This is a genomic window from Amycolatopsis circi (assembly GCF_003385235.1).
In the GTDB taxonomy this organism is placed as follows: domain Bacteria; phylum Actinomycetota; class Actinomycetes; order Mycobacteriales; family Pseudonocardiaceae; genus Amycolatopsis; species Amycolatopsis circi.
In genome coordinates, this window is the sequence record NZ_PQIA01000040.1 from 19,034 (window position 1) to 32,892 (window position 13,859).

General features: G+C 64.2%; 16 protein-coding genes. 3 read left to right on the top strand and 13 right to left on the bottom strand.

Going from position 1 to position 13,859, the window contains the following annotated elements:
- Window positions 1–49: 49 nt before the first annotated feature.
- On the bottom strand, window positions 50–538 hold the full coding sequence (locus tag D0D37_RS19060) for an RDD family protein (RefSeq protein WP_116201909.1): 489 nt from the start codon (window positions 536–538) through the stop codon (window positions 50–52).
- Window positions 539–710: 172 nt separating this feature from the next.
- Here D0D37_RS19060 and glnA point away from each other — a divergent pair, with 172 nt between their 5' ends.
- Window positions 711–2,135, top strand: a complete 1,425-nt coding sequence (glnA, locus tag D0D37_RS19065; RefSeq protein ID WP_116201910.1) for a type I glutamate--ammonia ligase — start codon at window positions 711–713, stop codon at window positions 2,133–2,135.
- Between the two features lie 155 nt (window positions 2,136–2,290).
- Here glnA and D0D37_RS19070 read toward each other — a convergent pair whose 3' ends face one another.
- The 8 genes from D0D37_RS19070 to D0D37_RS19105 all read right to left on the bottom strand — a co-directional run bounded on the left by D0D37_RS19070 (window position 2,291) and on the right by D0D37_RS19105 (window position 8,864).
- Window positions 2,291–3,523: a tyrosine-type recombinase/integrase gene (locus D0D37_RS19070; RefSeq protein WP_116201911.1), complete on the bottom strand. Its 1,233-nt coding sequence runs from the start codon at window positions 3,521–3,523 to the stop codon at window positions 2,291–2,293.
- A gap of 35 nt (window positions 3,524–3,558) precedes the next feature.
- Window positions 3,559–3,744, bottom strand: a complete 186-nt coding sequence (locus D0D37_RS19075) for a helix-turn-helix transcriptional regulator (RefSeq protein ID WP_116201912.1) — start codon at window positions 3,742–3,744, stop codon at window positions 3,559–3,561.
- Between the two features lie 11 nt (window positions 3,745–3,755).
- On the bottom strand, window positions 3,756–5,354 hold the full coding sequence (locus tag D0D37_RS19080) for a replication initiator (protein ID WP_116201913.1): 1,599 nt from the start codon (window positions 5,352–5,354) through the stop codon (window positions 3,756–3,758).
- On the bottom strand, window positions 5,354–5,740 hold the full coding sequence (locus D0D37_RS19085; protein WP_116201914.1) for a hypothetical protein: 387 nt from the start codon (window positions 5,738–5,740) through the stop codon (window positions 5,354–5,356). The genes D0D37_RS19080 and D0D37_RS19085 overlap by 1 nt, the downstream gene beginning before the upstream one ends.
- A complete protein-coding gene (locus D0D37_RS19090) occupies window positions 5,737–7,290 on the bottom strand; it encodes an FtsK/SpoIIIE domain-containing protein (RefSeq protein WP_116201949.1) in 1,554 nt (517 codons plus the stop codon). Before D0D37_RS19090 ends, D0D37_RS19085 begins: the two co-directional genes overlap by 4 nt.
- 340 nt (window positions 7,291–7,630) lie before the next feature.
- Window positions 7,631–7,879: an AMED_5909 family protein gene (locus D0D37_RS19095; protein ID WP_116201915.1), complete on the bottom strand. Its 249-nt coding sequence runs from the start codon at window positions 7,877–7,879 to the stop codon at window positions 7,631–7,633.
- Complete coding sequence (locus D0D37_RS19100; RefSeq protein ID WP_116201916.1) at window positions 7,863–8,108, bottom strand: hypothetical protein; 246 nt, start codon at window positions 8,106–8,108, stop codon at window positions 7,863–7,865. Before D0D37_RS19100 ends, D0D37_RS19095 begins: the two co-directional genes overlap by 17 nt.
- Before the next feature lie 297 nt (window positions 8,109–8,405).
- Window positions 8,406–8,864 carry a hypothetical protein gene (locus D0D37_RS19105; protein WP_116201917.1) on the bottom strand — a complete coding sequence of 153 codons (459 nt, stop codon included), beginning with the start codon at window positions 8,862–8,864 and terminating at the stop codon, window positions 8,406–8,408.
- A gap of 160 nt (window positions 8,865–9,024) precedes the next feature.
- Here D0D37_RS19105 and D0D37_RS19110 point away from each other — a divergent pair, with 160 nt between their 5' ends.
- Together D0D37_RS19110 and D0D37_RS19115 are read left to right on the top strand one after the other, a co-directional pair.
- Window positions 9,025–9,930 carry a DUF5919 domain-containing protein gene (locus D0D37_RS19110; protein ID WP_116201918.1) on the top strand — a complete coding sequence of 302 codons (906 nt, stop codon included), beginning with the start codon at window positions 9,025–9,027 and terminating at the stop codon, window positions 9,928–9,930.
- Window positions 9,927–10,718: an inositol monophosphatase family protein gene (locus tag D0D37_RS19115; RefSeq protein ID WP_244223574.1), complete on the top strand. Its 792-nt coding sequence runs from the start codon at window positions 9,927–9,929 to the stop codon at window positions 10,716–10,718. The genes D0D37_RS19110 and D0D37_RS19115 overlap by 4 nt, the downstream gene beginning before the upstream one ends.
- A gap of 163 nt (window positions 10,719–10,881) precedes the next feature.
- On the opposite strand, the gene D0D37_RS19120 is transcribed toward D0D37_RS19115, so the two are convergent.
- The 4 genes from D0D37_RS19120 to D0D37_RS48845 all read right to left on the bottom strand — a co-directional run bounded on the left by D0D37_RS19120 (window position 10,882) and on the right by D0D37_RS48845 (window position 13,190).
- Window positions 10,882–11,190, bottom strand: a complete 309-nt coding sequence (locus D0D37_RS19120) for a hypothetical protein (protein ID WP_116201919.1) — start codon at window positions 11,188–11,190, stop codon at window positions 10,882–10,884.
- 283 nt (window positions 11,191–11,473) lie between these two features.
- Window positions 11,474–11,896, bottom strand: a complete 423-nt coding sequence (locus D0D37_RS46685) for a hypothetical protein (RefSeq protein WP_162834316.1) — start codon at window positions 11,894–11,896, stop codon at window positions 11,474–11,476.
- On the bottom strand, window positions 11,893–12,552 hold the full coding sequence (locus tag D0D37_RS46690) for a helix-turn-helix domain-containing protein (RefSeq protein WP_162834317.1): 660 nt from the start codon (window positions 12,550–12,552) through the stop codon (window positions 11,893–11,895). The genes D0D37_RS46685 and D0D37_RS46690 overlap by 4 nt, the downstream gene beginning before the upstream one ends.
- The gene (locus D0D37_RS48845; protein ID WP_425266953.1) at window positions 12,540–13,190 is read right to left on the bottom strand and encodes a DUF6932 family protein; all 651 of its coding nucleotides are present in this window, start codon (window positions 13,188–13,190) and stop codon (window positions 12,540–12,542) included. The genes D0D37_RS46690 and D0D37_RS48845 overlap by 13 nt, the downstream gene beginning before the upstream one ends.
- Between the last annotated feature and the right edge of the window lie 669 nt (window positions 13,191–13,859).

Below are 13,859 nucleotides of genomic sequence, written 5' to 3' on the forward strand. Positions count from 1 at the left end.
CTTGCGAAGAACCCCCGGTCCGACGTGACCGGGGGTTCTTTTGTTTCGGTCAGCGCATCCGGATGACGACGGTGTTGGTCGCGCGGTCGAGCCAGTTGCGGCCGTCGGCGTTGCGCACCAGCGGCGGGAGCAGCAGCGCGGTCAGCACCATCCGCACCAGCGCGCGCCACGGGCCGACCATCGTCGCGCCGTCCAGGCGGGCCACCCGGATGCCCAGGACCGCCATGCCGGGCGTGAAGCCGAAGAACGTGACCGGGATGACCGTGACGACCGCCCAAACCGCGCCCGCCCAGAGGTTGAACGTCTGCATCGCGGCGGCGTTCTGCAGGTCGTAGCGCACGAACAGGGCCGTGATCAGGGACGCGAGCACGAGGTCGACGACCAGCGCGAGGAAGCGCGGACCGCCGCCCGCCACCGCGCCCACGCCGGATTCGGGCAGGCCCATCGACTCGCCGCGCCACTTCGGAGCCTCGCGCGGGCCCGTCGCGGTGGAGCCGTCGCCGGTGCCCGGCAGCCATTCACCCGTCCATCTCGCCACCCGTCCAGGGTATGCCGGTGGCGCGGACCACATCCGGCCTGGTCGACTGGGCGGTGACGGCGGCCCGTTAACACCGGCGAAACATTCGGGTGACGGTCGGGCAACACCGCCCTCTTAGCGTGAGCCGAAGAGAGTACAGCCGCCGGTAACGAACGAGAAGGAGTCACCGAGGGTGCCCACTACTCCAGACGACATTCAGCGCCTCATCGCCGACGAGAAGGTCGAGTCGATCGACGTCAGGTTCTGCGACCTGCCGGGCGTCATGCAGCACTTCACGGTGCCGGCCAAGGCGTTCGACCTGGAGGCGTACGAAGAGGGCCTCGCCTTCGACGGCTCCTCGGTGCGCGGCTTCCAGTCGATCCACGAGTCCGACATGCTGCTGCTGCCGGACCCCGAGACGGCGCGGATCGACCCGTTCCGCAAGGCGAAGACGCTCTCGCTGAACTTCTTCGTGCACGACCCGTTCACCCGCGAGGCCTACAGCCGCGACCCGCGCAACATCGCGCGCAAGGCCGAGCAGTACATCGCGGAGTACGGCGTCGCCGACAACGTCTTCTTCGGTCCCGAGGCGGAGTTCTACATCTTCGACTCGGTCCGCTTCGAAGACGCCGAGCACCTGTCGTTCCACGAGATCGACTCGGTCGAGGGCTGGTGGAACACCGGTGCCGACACCGAGGGCGGGAACCAGGGCTACAAGACGAAGTTCAAGGGCGGCTACTTCCCCGTCCCGCCGGTCGACCACTTCGCCGACCTGCGCGACGACATCGTCCGCACGCTGACGAACTCCGGCTTCGAGATCGAGCGCGCGCACCACGAGGTGGGCACCGCCGGCCAGACGGAGATCAACTACAAGTTCAACACGCTGCTGCACGCTGCCGACGACCTGCAGCTGTTCAAGTACATCGTGAAGAACACCGTGTTCGCCGCGGGCAAGACCGCGACGTTCATGCCGAAGCCGCTCGCCGGCGACAACGGCTCGGGCATGCACTGCCACCAGTCGCTGTGGAAGGACGGCCAGCCGCTGTTCCACGACGAGTCCGGCTACGCGGGCCTGTCCGACACGGCGCGGCACTACATCGGCGGCCTGCTCAAGCACGCGCCGAGCCTGCTGGCCTTCACCAACCCGACGGTGAACTCCTACCACCGCCTGGTGCCGGGCTTCGAGGCCCCGGTTTCGCTGGTGTACTCGCAGCGCAACCGCTCCGCCTGCGTGCGCATCCCGATCACCGGCAACAACGCGAAGGCCAAGCGCGCCGAGTTCCGCTGCCCGGACTCGTCGGGCAACCCGTACCTCGCGTTCTCGGCGATGATGATGGCCGGGCTCGACGGCATCAAGAACAAGATCGAGCCGCCGGAGCCGATCGACAAGGACCTCTACGAGCTGCCGCCCGAGGAGGCCAAGAACGTCAAGCTGGTCCCCGGCGACCTGGGCACCGTGCTGGACACGCTGGAAGCCGACCACGACTACCTGCTCGAGGGCGGCGTCTTCACGCCCGACGTGATCGAGACGTGGGTCCAGTACAAGCGCGAAAACGAAATCGACCCGCTGCGGCTTCGTCCGCACCCGTACGAGTTCTCGCTTTACTACGACGTCTGATCGGCGCGGGGCTGTGACCAGGCATTTCACTGGTCCGAGCCCCCGCCAGGCCGTCACCAGGCCGTCAAAGGTCAGCAGGTGACGACCCACAAGACACGGGACGGCGGTCGAGGGGATTCCCCGACCGCCGTCCCGTTCTTTGTGCACTTGTCGTTTCACGCGGCGTCTTTCCGGCGGAACACCTCATCGATGGCCCGCCGGGTCCGCTCCGAACTCGTCGGCATGAGGTGCGTGTAGACGCGGAGAGTGAACGCCGGGTCGGCATGACCGAGATATTCGGCGAGTGCCCGGATGCTCTCCCCCGCGTCTAGAAGTGCCGACGCGTAGAAGTGCCGGAGCGCATGAAACCCTTCGGCCCGGCCTGGCGCTTCCACCCCTGCCTCCCGAAGAGCAGGTTTCCAGGTGTGGTGGTTGAACGAGTGGCGGTGAAGCTGGTTGCTCTCCCGGGTGTAAACCAGCAACCGCACCGTGACTGGCTTGCCGTCCGGCACCTCCCACGGAAGCGTCACGGCCAACGGCGGGAACCGTTTCATGTGCTCCTTGATCGCCGTCCGGACCTCCGTCGACAGCGGTACCTCTCGCGTCTTGCGATGCTTGGGCAGCGCGAAGACCATCCGGCCGCGAACGATCTTGACCTGACGTTCGACTTTGAGCATGTCGGAGTCCTCAGCCATATCGTCTGGAGACCAGCCGAACACTTCCCCTTGCCGGAGTCCGCAACCGGCACCGAGGGGCACCATGACGCCGTAACGATCGCCGAGTGCCTTCCGAACCGCGTGCACTCGTTTCTCTTGCCAGGGAACAACTTTCGGGTACTCGCCGCGCGGCTTGGTGACCGACTTGGCGTTGCACGGGTTCTTGCTGATCCGTTCGTCGTCGATGGCCGCAGCGAAGATTGCCGAAACATTGGCGAAGATCGTCCGGCGGTAGGTCTCGGCCAGCCCCTTCTTTTGCAGCCCGCGATCCCATTCACGGATCGTCGACGGACGGATAGCAACCAGCGACTTGTCACCGAGCACCGGGTAGACGTGCAGCTTGAGCCGAAACTCAGTTCCTTCCCTGCTTGATTCATCGAACGTCTGCGAATTGAGCCAGCCCTCCCCAAATTCACGGAATGTCACACGCCCTGCTTCCGGGTCGAGGTAGGTTCCCTGATTCTTGTCGTTCTCGACCTTGTGCAAGAAGTTGCGAGCCGCAGTCAGCTGCCGGTCCGCGAACATCTTGGATCGTTCCCGCTTGCCAGGGTCCAAGTACCGGACCTTGTACCGCAGGCCGGTACCGTAAATCTCGGTCTTCTCCTTGACCGGGTTGCCCTTGCTGTCCAGCACAGGCTTTTCAGTCTCCGGGTCGATCTTGGTCCGATACCAACGATCTTGGATATGCCCCATGGCACACTTCTCCTCTGAGTTGAATTGAGAATTGTTCAGACCGCGTCGGCGAACCAGTTCCGAACTTCGACCGGGTCATAGCGGAGGTGCTTTCCCATCTTTCGCCCAGGTGGCCCGTAGTTGCGCTTCCTCCACGCGCGCAATGTTTCGACCGAAACCCGCAGGAAGGCCGCTACGTCGTCGAGCGTCCAAAGCGGGTCGATCGCACGCACGTCGTCCATGGCTCCCCCTTTCACGCTGCGATCTGAGTTGCCGAAGTTTCCGGCGGACTGGCGGCAAGTAGTGCGCGGTCGTACTCGGCCTTCCAGGCGATGCGTTCGGCTATCGCGTGCATCACCAGGTGTGGCCGAGGCGGCACGTGCGGATCTCCAGCGTCGACCTTGCGCCAGACGAGCCGGGCCGGGTCCGGTTGCGGCTTCTCAATTCCCACCGCAGCGAGCGCATCCAGGACGAAGCCGCGCCGGTCGGCCTTGTGATCGACGAGCGTCTTTCCCGACCACTTGCGTGACACCAGCACCCGGCGACCGGGCAGGCCGAGGGTGGTCCGCCGATGCGCCCGGCCCTTGCAATGCCCCGGAGTGGTCTTGCCGTTCGCTCCCTTGGGCTGGATCCCGTACAGCAGCCACACCGCGCACCGAGGGGAACAGGGCGTGATGGCCAGCTCGGCGAACAGCCGGTCGTGGTGGTCAGCCAGCGCCGCCGTGTCGGCCTCGACCACCTCACCAGTGGACTTGGTCAGGTATTTCGTCAAGTAGCCGATATGGCGGCCAGCCTCTTCGCTCCCGCCGAGAATGCCCTTGGAGTGCACCTGCCGCCCGAAAGTCGCCACATGCGCCGGAGTCTCGACCTGGTCTACCGCCTCGTCCCAGGACACCAGCGGCTCTCGGGTGAGGGGATCGACGAACCCGCGCTCCGGACCGTCCCAGGCGGGCATCCGGTCGGTGTAGACGATCTCGTCGTGATTCGGCCACCAGACCTGGTGGTAGGTGGCTTCGGTGACCTGCCGGATCACCTCGTGCGGCACCGATCCCCGGATAGCGGCGTGCAGGTGCGGAGCGGTCCGCTTCTGCGGTTCCACGGTCGCGAAGTACTGCACGTCCCAGCCGACGACCCGGCGCAGGTTCTGCCACCACCGATCCACCAGCGCCGAGAAATGCACCGCATCCCGCGCCGCCCGCCGGTAGTCGTAGGCAGCCGGGTTGACCGGGGAGCCGTCACCGCGGACCGGGCCGTAGGTGTCGCAGGTCAGCGTGACGAACATCGACGGCCGGAACCGCCCCGCGTACTCCCGGCCCACCGTGGTCTTGGCGACCTTGCGCCGGGGCAGGTTCGGCGCGTCCTGCCGCCGCTTCGTCGACCGCTTCACCACCTTCCTGGTCGGCAGGTCGGCCGAGGGCAAGCGGCCCCGGACGCCGAGTTGCCGAAGTTCTTCGTCAACCCCTCGGATTTCCTCGCGCAGTTCCTCAGCCTCAGCGGGGTCCTGATCGGCGATCTCTCGGTACGACGCGACAAGGTCCGCCCGGAACGTCAGTAGCTCCGTCTGGTCTTCGGTTGGCTCGTCTGATGCGAGATCGGGTTCCTCGGTCATGTGCCAGCCTTCGCGGCACTGGACTTGCCGCAGCGCCTTGGCTTTCCGCGCACACGGCAGGCACACGGATTCCACAGTGGACCCGCAGGGCACCGGCACGTAGCGGATTTCGCCGGTGTCCTGGTCGCCGACTTCCATCGTGAACGGCCGCACGCATACGCCGTGTTTCTCTGCCGTGGCGCGGATGACGTCGTCGGCGAGGGGTGCCCGCATTCGTTCCGCGCGGGTGGTCGTGTCGCTCATCAGGCAGCCACCTCCCCGGGCGCGGTCCAGTCCCGCAGCAGATACAGCGGCATGGTTTGTTTCGCACCCGCAGGAAGATCCGGGAAGGTGCGAGCGTCGAACGGGACCGCGCCGTAGACCCGCACCGGGATTCCGCACGGGGTGCGTCCGGTGATCGAGAGGTGCACAGAGTCGCCCTCCCGGACCCGCCAGAGCGAAGCCGTCACGTCGTCGAGGGTGTTCGCCCAGACCAACAGGGCACGGGCGACCTCGGGCAGCCCGTCGACGTCGAGTTGCACCGAGATCGGCCGGGACCAGGCCGAGACGTCCAGGGACGCGACGGGCGGGAGCTGGTGCAGGTCGAGGTGGTCCCGGATCGCGTCAAGGAAGACCATCAGCGAGTTCATGCCGCCACCCCCTGCACTCGGGAGCGCAGATCGGCGCTGCCGCCGTTAGTGACGTAGTCCTCCAGCGCCTTAACCGTCTCGTCCGACACCCAGCCCGCTCGAACCCGCAGCGGCTCGCGGATGCCTTCGCCCCACACATAGCCGACACCGGCTTCCGAGTCGCCGATCCGGTTCGCCCACGCACCGCGTTCGTATGCACCGTCGCCGAGCACCATCCCGACGTGGTTCTTGGAGGTGACGCGCAGGCAGACTCGGCGGGTGAACAGCTCCCGCACCGGAACCGTGTCCTTGGTCGGTTCCTGGACGTAGCCGCGGACCGAGATCCCCAGCGCCCGCCCCTGCGTGGTCAGCAGCGCGACCCGTTCCACGATCGCATCCCGCGTCTTGCGGTCGGTGTACTTCGTCAGTGCGCCGATCTCGTCGAACTCCAGCAGCTCCAACGGATACTCCGTCGACACGGGGATCGTGCGCACGCGCCCGGAGAAGGCCCGCTTCCGCGATTCCATCTCGTCCACCAGGCCGTCAAGCACCTCCAGCGCGTCCTTGCCCGACACCGCGTAACGAGCGAAGATCCCGCGCCCGTAGGCGAGTTCCATCCCCTTCGGATCGATCCCGGACATCCGGACGACGCACGAACGGATCGCCGACGCGGCAGAGACCAGCGGGCACCACATCACCGAGTTCTTGCCCGCGCCCGACGCACCAGCCGTCAGGATGTGCGCACCAGCGCCGAGCAGCGGAACGTGCCACGCCTTGCCGTACTCGGTCCGGCCTGCCCACACGTTGCGCAGGTCGACCCCGCCGGCCTCGGCACCCTCCGGCAGGGGCAGACACGACACCACCGAGGACAGCCGGTCATGTCGCTGGAAATCGATGGAGACGACGTTCGGTTCCAGCTCCCGCACCTGACAGCGCGCGACCTTCCGCGCTACCGCCAAGGCCCGCGCGGCCTCGTCGAAATCCTCCGGCTTCTGGCCGGGCACCAGCTCTACCCGCACCTCGTCCCACGAGGCACCGGAACGGACCTTGCACACCTTCGGCGTCCGGGCCGACAAGGTCCCTGCCGATGTGCGGGTCAGCGTGCGACGACGACCGACAAGGTTCACGTTCACCACGACTGGCAACGCTTCGTCCCGCACCGACAGCCCGCAGGCGTGCAGCCAGGCCGGAAGCTTGCGTCCGTAGACGAACCACCGTGCCCACCACGAGCGCAGGAACCACCAGCACCACTGGTCGAACGACACCGGGCCGATCAACCGCCACACGCCCAGCACGAAGCCGATTCCACCGAGAACGGAGACGAGCGAGACCCAGCCCGCCAGTTCGCACCACACATAAACACCGACCACGGCCAGGCTGGTACGCCACCGCGTCACCACCTGCGCCAGCACCCAGACGGCGGCCTTGCACAACCACCACAGGGCGACAAACACCACCGCAGCAGCCGCCAAGACTTCCAGCACGGACGCCAGCGCCCGGCCGATCTTGTGCAGCACCCACACACCAAGGCCCAAGAACCCAAGTGCCGCAATAAGAAACCCGGTCGACATGTGCATCACCGACCACCCCGCACCGATGTCAGGTCGAGCGGCAGCACGCCCAAGCACGTCGCGCACTTGGTCTCGCCGGGCAGCAACTTCGCGAATCGCTTACAGGAACCGCAGCGCGTCCGGGTGACCCCCGTTGACACGCAACGCTTGTCATCGTTTAGCGTTGTCATTGTTCACTTCCGCTGGTTGTGGACAGCGCAGGAGCGGCAAGGTTGGTAGCCGGGTTCCGCTTCTGCGTCTTACGGGTCACGCACATCTGAACGAGGACGTGCTTCATCGCCACACGTCCGAGCGTGCGTTTTTTCTTACTGGTGTTGAATTTTTCGTTGTCTAATGTGGACTACTTCGCCCCGGAGTCATCCTCTCCGGAGGGAGAAGAAAGCCGCTTAGCCTGACGTTCTTCGTAGTCCGCCCAGTACAGGGCTTCGTGGTGGTGCCAGCGGTCATAGTCCGCGACAGTCCGATACATCCCCGCGTTCGTCAGATGGAAAGCCACCCATTCCGAACGAGCGGCGTTGGAGGCAGGACGCCGGGACCTCGCCGCGTTGTGCGCGTCTTCCAGCGTGGCCGGTTCAGTCTTGGTCGTCATGTGCCTGCCCTGCCTGTCCGTCGAGGACGGCCGCCAGTTGGTCCGCGCCGTCGCGGAGTTGGCGAAGGAACGTCGCGAACGCCCGCCACTGCGTCGGGTCGGTCGGTGGGGTGATCGCCAAGCTGTCCTTGTCGAGGTAGAGGACCAAGCCCGGCAGGGTTTCCGGGCCACTGGCGTGCATTCCCGCCACCGCTTCCGGGCCAGGCGTCCAGGTCGCGTTGAACGGCACCGTCTTGTCCTTCCTTTCGCTGCCAATGGCGTGCCTGGTCCTCGAATGCCTCAGCCGCGGACTCGATCGCGGCCAACATCCACCAGGTCAGGTCTTGACGCTCCGCCGCAATCGCCCGCCAGGCCTCAGCGACGACCCACGAAGCGTGCGCCATGACAGACGCCGCTTCGTGGTCGCTCTGACCCGCACGAGCCGCGAATTCCGATGCGGCCCCGTACTTGCGGTACGCGTCCTCCCACGCCTTCACCGATTTCTTGGTCACCATTGCGACTCCCAGTCAGGTCGCCGTCAGCGCCGTCACGCGGCCTTAGCCGTCTGCTCCTGCTGCGCCGATCGCGCCGACTTCGACCCGCCACCGCTGGCAACAGCCTTGAAGCCCGTCGCGCGGTAGACGTAGGACTGGTACTTGAACTCGCCATTGCCCGCGACGCGCGGTTCCGCCGTCAGCCCCTCCAGCTCGATCGGCCGCATCCCCGGCAGAACCTCACTGGTCGTCGGCACCGGCTGAACGTCCGCCAGGAACGTCACCTCATACGACGCCCGCTTCGCGTTCGGCTCGCTCGGGTCGGTGACCGTCACCTTCCACTGCCGCTTGCCCGTGGACTCGTCCACCCGCTGCCGAGCAGGCCGACCGGCCGCCCGGTCCTCTCGCGATTGGTACTCGTTGTCCGGCGACACCTCGCCAACCATCACCAACCCCTGCGGGAACGCCTCGTCGAACTCGACCGGGAACCGAAAGCCCTTGCTGATCGCCATGTTGGATTCACCTGCTTCACCGTTGTGTCCCGCCTCACTGGCGGCTACGTACACAATCGGCTGACCAGGAGTTTCATCGAGATGGCGCGGAGGTCTCGTCTCGAACTTCTGACCATCATCGAGTCTCGTCTTTGTCTCATCCGCCTGCTACGGTGGTCGCATGGCGGACCACGACGCGGGACCGGTGACCGAGAAAGCCAACGTGCTCAAGGTGCTGCTGAAGCAGCGGCACCTACAGGGCCATCGGGCATTCTGCCGCGAGTACGACAAGCACGCCGCCAAGATCGACGACACGTTGAAGGGCGGCTATCCCAGCAAGGCGCAGTTCTACCGATGGCTGTCCGGGGACGTCCGCGGCCTCCCCTACGCCGACCACTGCCGGATCCTGGAGAGCATGTTCCCCGGGTGGACTGCCGAGCAGCTGTTCCAGGAGCACACCGGGGGAATCGGCTTCGTCCCCGAGCCACCGTCGACCAAGCCCGCCGCACCAGCCGCGCCGCCGGTTGCCCGTGCCGAGGGCATGGCCGATGTGACCGCCGTGTTCACCACGCGGCCGGAGTTCAGTCACGAGATGCCGCCGCACCGCCTGTTCGACGACGCGGACTCGATCAGCATTGTTGGTCTGTCGCTCAACGCACTGTGCCAGCAGTACTCCGACCGCTCGCTCACGGACCTGCTGGAGAACGGAACCACGGTTCGCGCCTTGTTCCTCGACCCGGCCGGGGAGTACATCAAGGCGCGCGAACGCGAAGAAGGGCTTCCGCAGGACGTGCTCACCACATTGACGACGCTGAACATGCAGACCTTGCAGCGTCTCCAGTCCAAGCTCAGCCCGTCCGCGCGAGAGAACTTGCAGATCCGCACCTACGACGAGCCCGTGCGCTTCAACATCACCGTCATCGACAACGACACCTGCGTGGTCCAGCCCTACCTACCGGACGCGCGAGGCGTCGAGTCACCGACGCTGGTCATGGAACGGCAGGCAGGCAAGCCCGCCGGCCTTTTCGACACGTTCTCGCAGGTCTTCGAGTCCATGTGGGCGCGCTCGACGGAGGTCACCGCGTGAAGAACGACGACCTGGACGCGATGCTCGCCGTCGCTCAGGAGGCCGTCGAGATCGGCCGGAAACTCATGACTACCCAAGGCCCGGGCGAGGTCCATGCCAAGGGAGACCGCGACCTCGTTACTGATCTAGATCTTCGGATCCAACGAGAGGTCCGGGCGTTCCTGGAACGCGCCACTCCGGAGATCGGCTTCCTCGGAGAAGAAGAAGGCGGCGGCACCATTGACCCGAGCACACCCCAAGTCTGGGCACTGGACCCCATCGACGGCACATCCAACTTCGCACACGGCATACCGCTATGCGCGACCCAGCTAGCACTTGTCCATCGCGGCGAACCCGTGGTTGGTGTCGTCGTCGCCCCGTTCCTGGACCTCAGCTATTCCGCAGTTGAAGGGGCAGGCGCGTACTGCAACGGCCACGCGATCCAAGCCAGCACCAACGACAGTCTCGCCCGCGCCATCGTCTCCCTCGGCGACTACGCCACCGGCACCGGTGCGACGGAGAAGAACCGCCGCCGGTTCTCTGTAACCCAAGCCCTAGCCGAGAACGTAGAGCGCGTCCGCATGTTCGGGTCGGCGGCGCTCGACCTCACATTCGTCGCCGAGGGCCGCACAGACGCATGCGTCATCCTGTCCAACAAGCCATGGGACACCGCAGCCGGAGTTCTTGTTGCACGCGAAGCTGGCGCACTCGTCACCGACGCCACAGGCGAGCATCACACCACCGGCTCTGCCGAGACCGTTGGGGCGTCGTCAGCGATTCACCGCGCGTTGACGACAGTTCTCAGCTGACCGTTAGCGGCAACCATCAGAGCAACGTCGCAGACGACGTGTTGATAACTTCACCGATTGGTCAAGGCGGCCCTCCGGGGTCGCTGGGGCAGCGTCCAATCCGCCGCAACGGAGACCCAGCGACCACCGCCGAAGGGGCCGCAGATCTACAAGCGATACACAATCACCAAGGCGGCTCCTGCCCGCTGGTAGCGTGCTCCGAGCCGATCAGCTCACGCAGGCGTCGCCCAGCCCACTCCAGGCCGTCCGCCAATGCCAGCATTTCCAGGTCGCCCGATGCGCGAAGCCGGACGACCTCACCAGTCTGCTGACTCGGTTTGGCCGCTACTGCGAAGCCATCGTGATCTGTAACGGTGACTTCGACGTAGCCACCATGGCTGGCGTCGCCACCTTGCAGGCCGGTCGTCTGAACAGCGATCTCGAAAGGAAAGCCGCTCTCGCCGAACTGTGCTGAGTCCTGCTTCATCTCCATTTGGCGAACGTATCGTGACCATCTGTGCACGTCCAGCTAGCGGGCGACCAAGAGATATCTTGGCCGGGCGGACAGGTCTCCGAGATGACCGGGCCCGCGCACACGTTGCGTCCATGAGTGACCTGCTGCCATCACGCCGACCTCCCGAGGGCTATCACGCCGCGCCAAGAGGGCAGTTCGCCTACATGCTGCGCACCGGCGGAGGTGCCCCCTTGACCCGATGTGGTCGGACTGCGCCAGGTCGACGAGATGACGAAAAAGCCACCCACTTGTAGGTGTCTGCCTAGCTTGCGAGGCCCGGTGAGGAGACTACGTAGAGGTATTCGGCCACGGTTTCGACACGGTCATCTTCGAGTCGAATTTCTGCCGACACCCTATAAGTGCCATACTCGCTCAAATTCAGAATCAACTCGGCCGGTATTTCACCGGTTCCCGGCAAGTCTGAAAATTTCTTAGGCCCAATAGAAACATTAGCCGTGTTCGCTGAGACAACCTTGCCGGTAGGCGATATAACAGAGAATGAAATCGTCATCACGCCTTGATAAGCGGGCTCATTCTCATCAATTAGCCTAATTATGATCGCCCGCTTGGTTTGAACTGGCAATGTCTCCGATGCGACCACGTTCTGATTCAAGCCGATCGCAGTAAGCGCACCTTTCGAATCAAGTCCAAACCCTTCGCAGAGTAGAATCCATTTAATTCTCATCCAAAATCCCCACTCTGCCCTACCACTCGAATTGCTGTCATCTCGTTCCCGGACTCAGCGTGATAGCCGGACTTTATTGAAGCCACAACGTGGTTCCGAGAAGCCAGCGACGACCAAGGGGTGACCATGCCGAACACCCCCAGTGCTGATGCGGGATGAGTGCTTATTGCAGTTGGACTCGAACCATGCTCATGTTCCGAGCTGGCGAGGATATTATTCTGAGTCGATCGCTCGTGAAGATGTAAAACGCCCGGCTTCGGGCGCAACGTTCCAATTAATTCGTATCCAAGAGCATCGATAACGTCAGCCACCCGTGCAACTCCGGCTGATTCATAGGAACGAGATTCGTCCTTCTGTACCATTTGCTCTGAAACGTCGAGCTGTCCAGCCAGTTCTTTCTGTGTCAGTCCACTTGCCAGCCTTGCTCGCACTACCGATTCACCCAGGTCATCTAGCCCAGAGACCGCAAACACTCGAATTTGACCAGACTTTACCGACTCATAATCCATAATCTCGCGACGAATATCGGACGCGAGTTGCATATAGGTTAGCTTCGACATATCATCGGAAGCCTCGTCGGCGGAAGCTTCAAGAGCGAGTAGCTTTTCTCGCGCTACTGCGAGCTGGCGATTATTTTTGATCATCACGACCTCCACCTAGTCAGCTCAATTATGCCCTTTTTGTTTCCGTCTCGATCGACTTGAAAAAATTCTGTAATCGTGATAGGTCTACCTAGCCGAGAACGTTCATTCCCCGGGAATGGCAAAAGGTCAACATGGTACAACTTCTTTAGTTGATCCCTCCTAGGCCATGACAGAATCCCCCACTCGGAAGTGATAGCACCAGGCGGGGGCTCGTATACAACGTCGACGTCGCGTGGACGCAGCTTTGTGGTCACGAATGAACCGTCAACCCACACACGGACCGCGCTCCGCTCCTCAAGTCGATCTAGGACTTCTCTCAAGCCGTCCAGGATGAGTCGCCGTTTCGGGTTGTAGCCGTATGCCTCCTTGACTTCCGCCCAGGTCACGCCATGTACGCCGGGCACGAGGTTTCCGTGCTCGTCAAAGGCTGGCAAGCCCATACTCACCCAACCTCCTGGTTGTGTCAACCTCGCCGCGTCTAGTTCTTCGATGCCCTGTGCAGTCGTCGTTGAACGGCAGACGGTTACAGAAGGTCGCGACCTCCGGCCGCCAGACCTGGGCAGCAAGATCAAGCCACGGTTTACCCCCCGGTTTAGATGCCATTCGACCACTGCTAACACCTTGGTTTGACTAATTGCGTCTGCGAACATCCCAACAGCAGAGTTGTGCGACTGCGGACAAGCAACGTTGCCCACCGCCGTCCAAAGATCGACCCGTTAAAGTCAAAATCGTCCTGCTGCCGAACTTGGCTCTATGGGATCAAGGCGCGCCGCCGTTGGCGGCGCGCGTGTCACCTCGCGTACGGCGGGCTCCGCCCAATGGCGGACGCGAGCCTGCCGCTCCGCTCCGGCCCGCGCCGCCGGGCGAGCCCGCCGCAGACATGGCAACGCAAGCGCGCCGCCAACGACGACGGAGATTCATCGAGCCACCCGGCTCAGTCCCCCGACTTGCGCGGCCGACGCACAGTGGTCACCAAGGGTCCCTCGTTACTCAGCGTCTAACACCGGGTCGGCCGCATCAAGGCGGGAAAGCGTGCCTTGACACGACCGACCCGGCGCTAGAGGCAGCAGGGACGAGGGAGAAGGGGGCGAACAGGAACCCCACGAGGTCAGTTCCGCGGTCGGCCGCCGGAACAGGTGCAGGAAGGACCCGCCAGGCCGTCTCCAGGCCGTCAGACGTCGGCGAGTGTTGACCATGAACGACCGGCGACAACCGCTAACCAGCAGGTCAGAAGGGGTACAACTGGGCGGACCGCAGGTCAGCGCCGGGGCGTGACAGACCTACGACGTGTGATCTGGGAGGGGGTTTGACCAGGGTTT

Excerpts from the sequence above, each read along its gene's own strand:
- D0D37_RS19080 (WP_116201913.1), bottom strand. The coding sequence starts at position 5,354 with ATGAGCGACACGACCACCCGCGCGGAACGAATGCGGGCACCCCTCGCC.
- D0D37_RS19105 (WP_116201917.1), bottom strand. The coding sequence starts at position 8,864 with ATGGCGATCAGCAAGGGCTTTCGGTTCCCGGTCGAGTTCGACGAGGCG.
- D0D37_RS19095 (WP_116201915.1), bottom strand. The coding sequence starts at position 7,879 with ATGACGACCAAGACTGAACCGGCCACGCTGGAAGACGCGCACAACGCG.
- D0D37_RS19085 (WP_116201914.1), bottom strand. The coding sequence starts at position 5,740 with ATGAACTCGCTGATGGTCTTCCTTGACGCGATCCGGGACCACCTCGAC.
- D0D37_RS19075 (WP_116201912.1), bottom strand. The coding sequence starts at position 3,744 with ATGGACGACGTGCGTGCGATCGACCCGCTTTGGACGCTCGACGACGTA.
- D0D37_RS19120 (WP_116201919.1), bottom strand. The coding sequence starts at position 11,190 with ATGGAGATGAAGCAGGACTCAGCACAGTTCGGCGAGAGCGGCTTTCCT.
- D0D37_RS19070 (WP_116201911.1), bottom strand. The coding sequence starts at position 3,523 with ATGGGGCATATCCAAGATCGTTGGTATCGGACCAAGATCGACCCGGAG.
- D0D37_RS19090 (WP_116201949.1), bottom strand. The coding sequence starts at position 7,290 with ATGTCGACCGGGTTTCTTATTGCGGCACTTGGGTTCTTGGGCCTTGGT.
- D0D37_RS46685 (WP_162834316.1), bottom strand. The coding sequence starts at position 11,896 with ATGAGAATTAAATGGATTCTACTCTGCGAAGGGTTTGGACTTGATTCG.
- D0D37_RS48845 (WP_425266953.1), bottom strand. The coding sequence starts at position 13,190 with ATGTTCGCAGACGCAATTAGTCAAACCAAGGTGTTAGCAGTGGTCGAA.
- D0D37_RS19110 (WP_116201918.1), top strand. The coding sequence starts at position 9,025 with ATGGCGGACCACGACGCGGGACCGGTGACCGAGAAAGCCAACGTGCTC.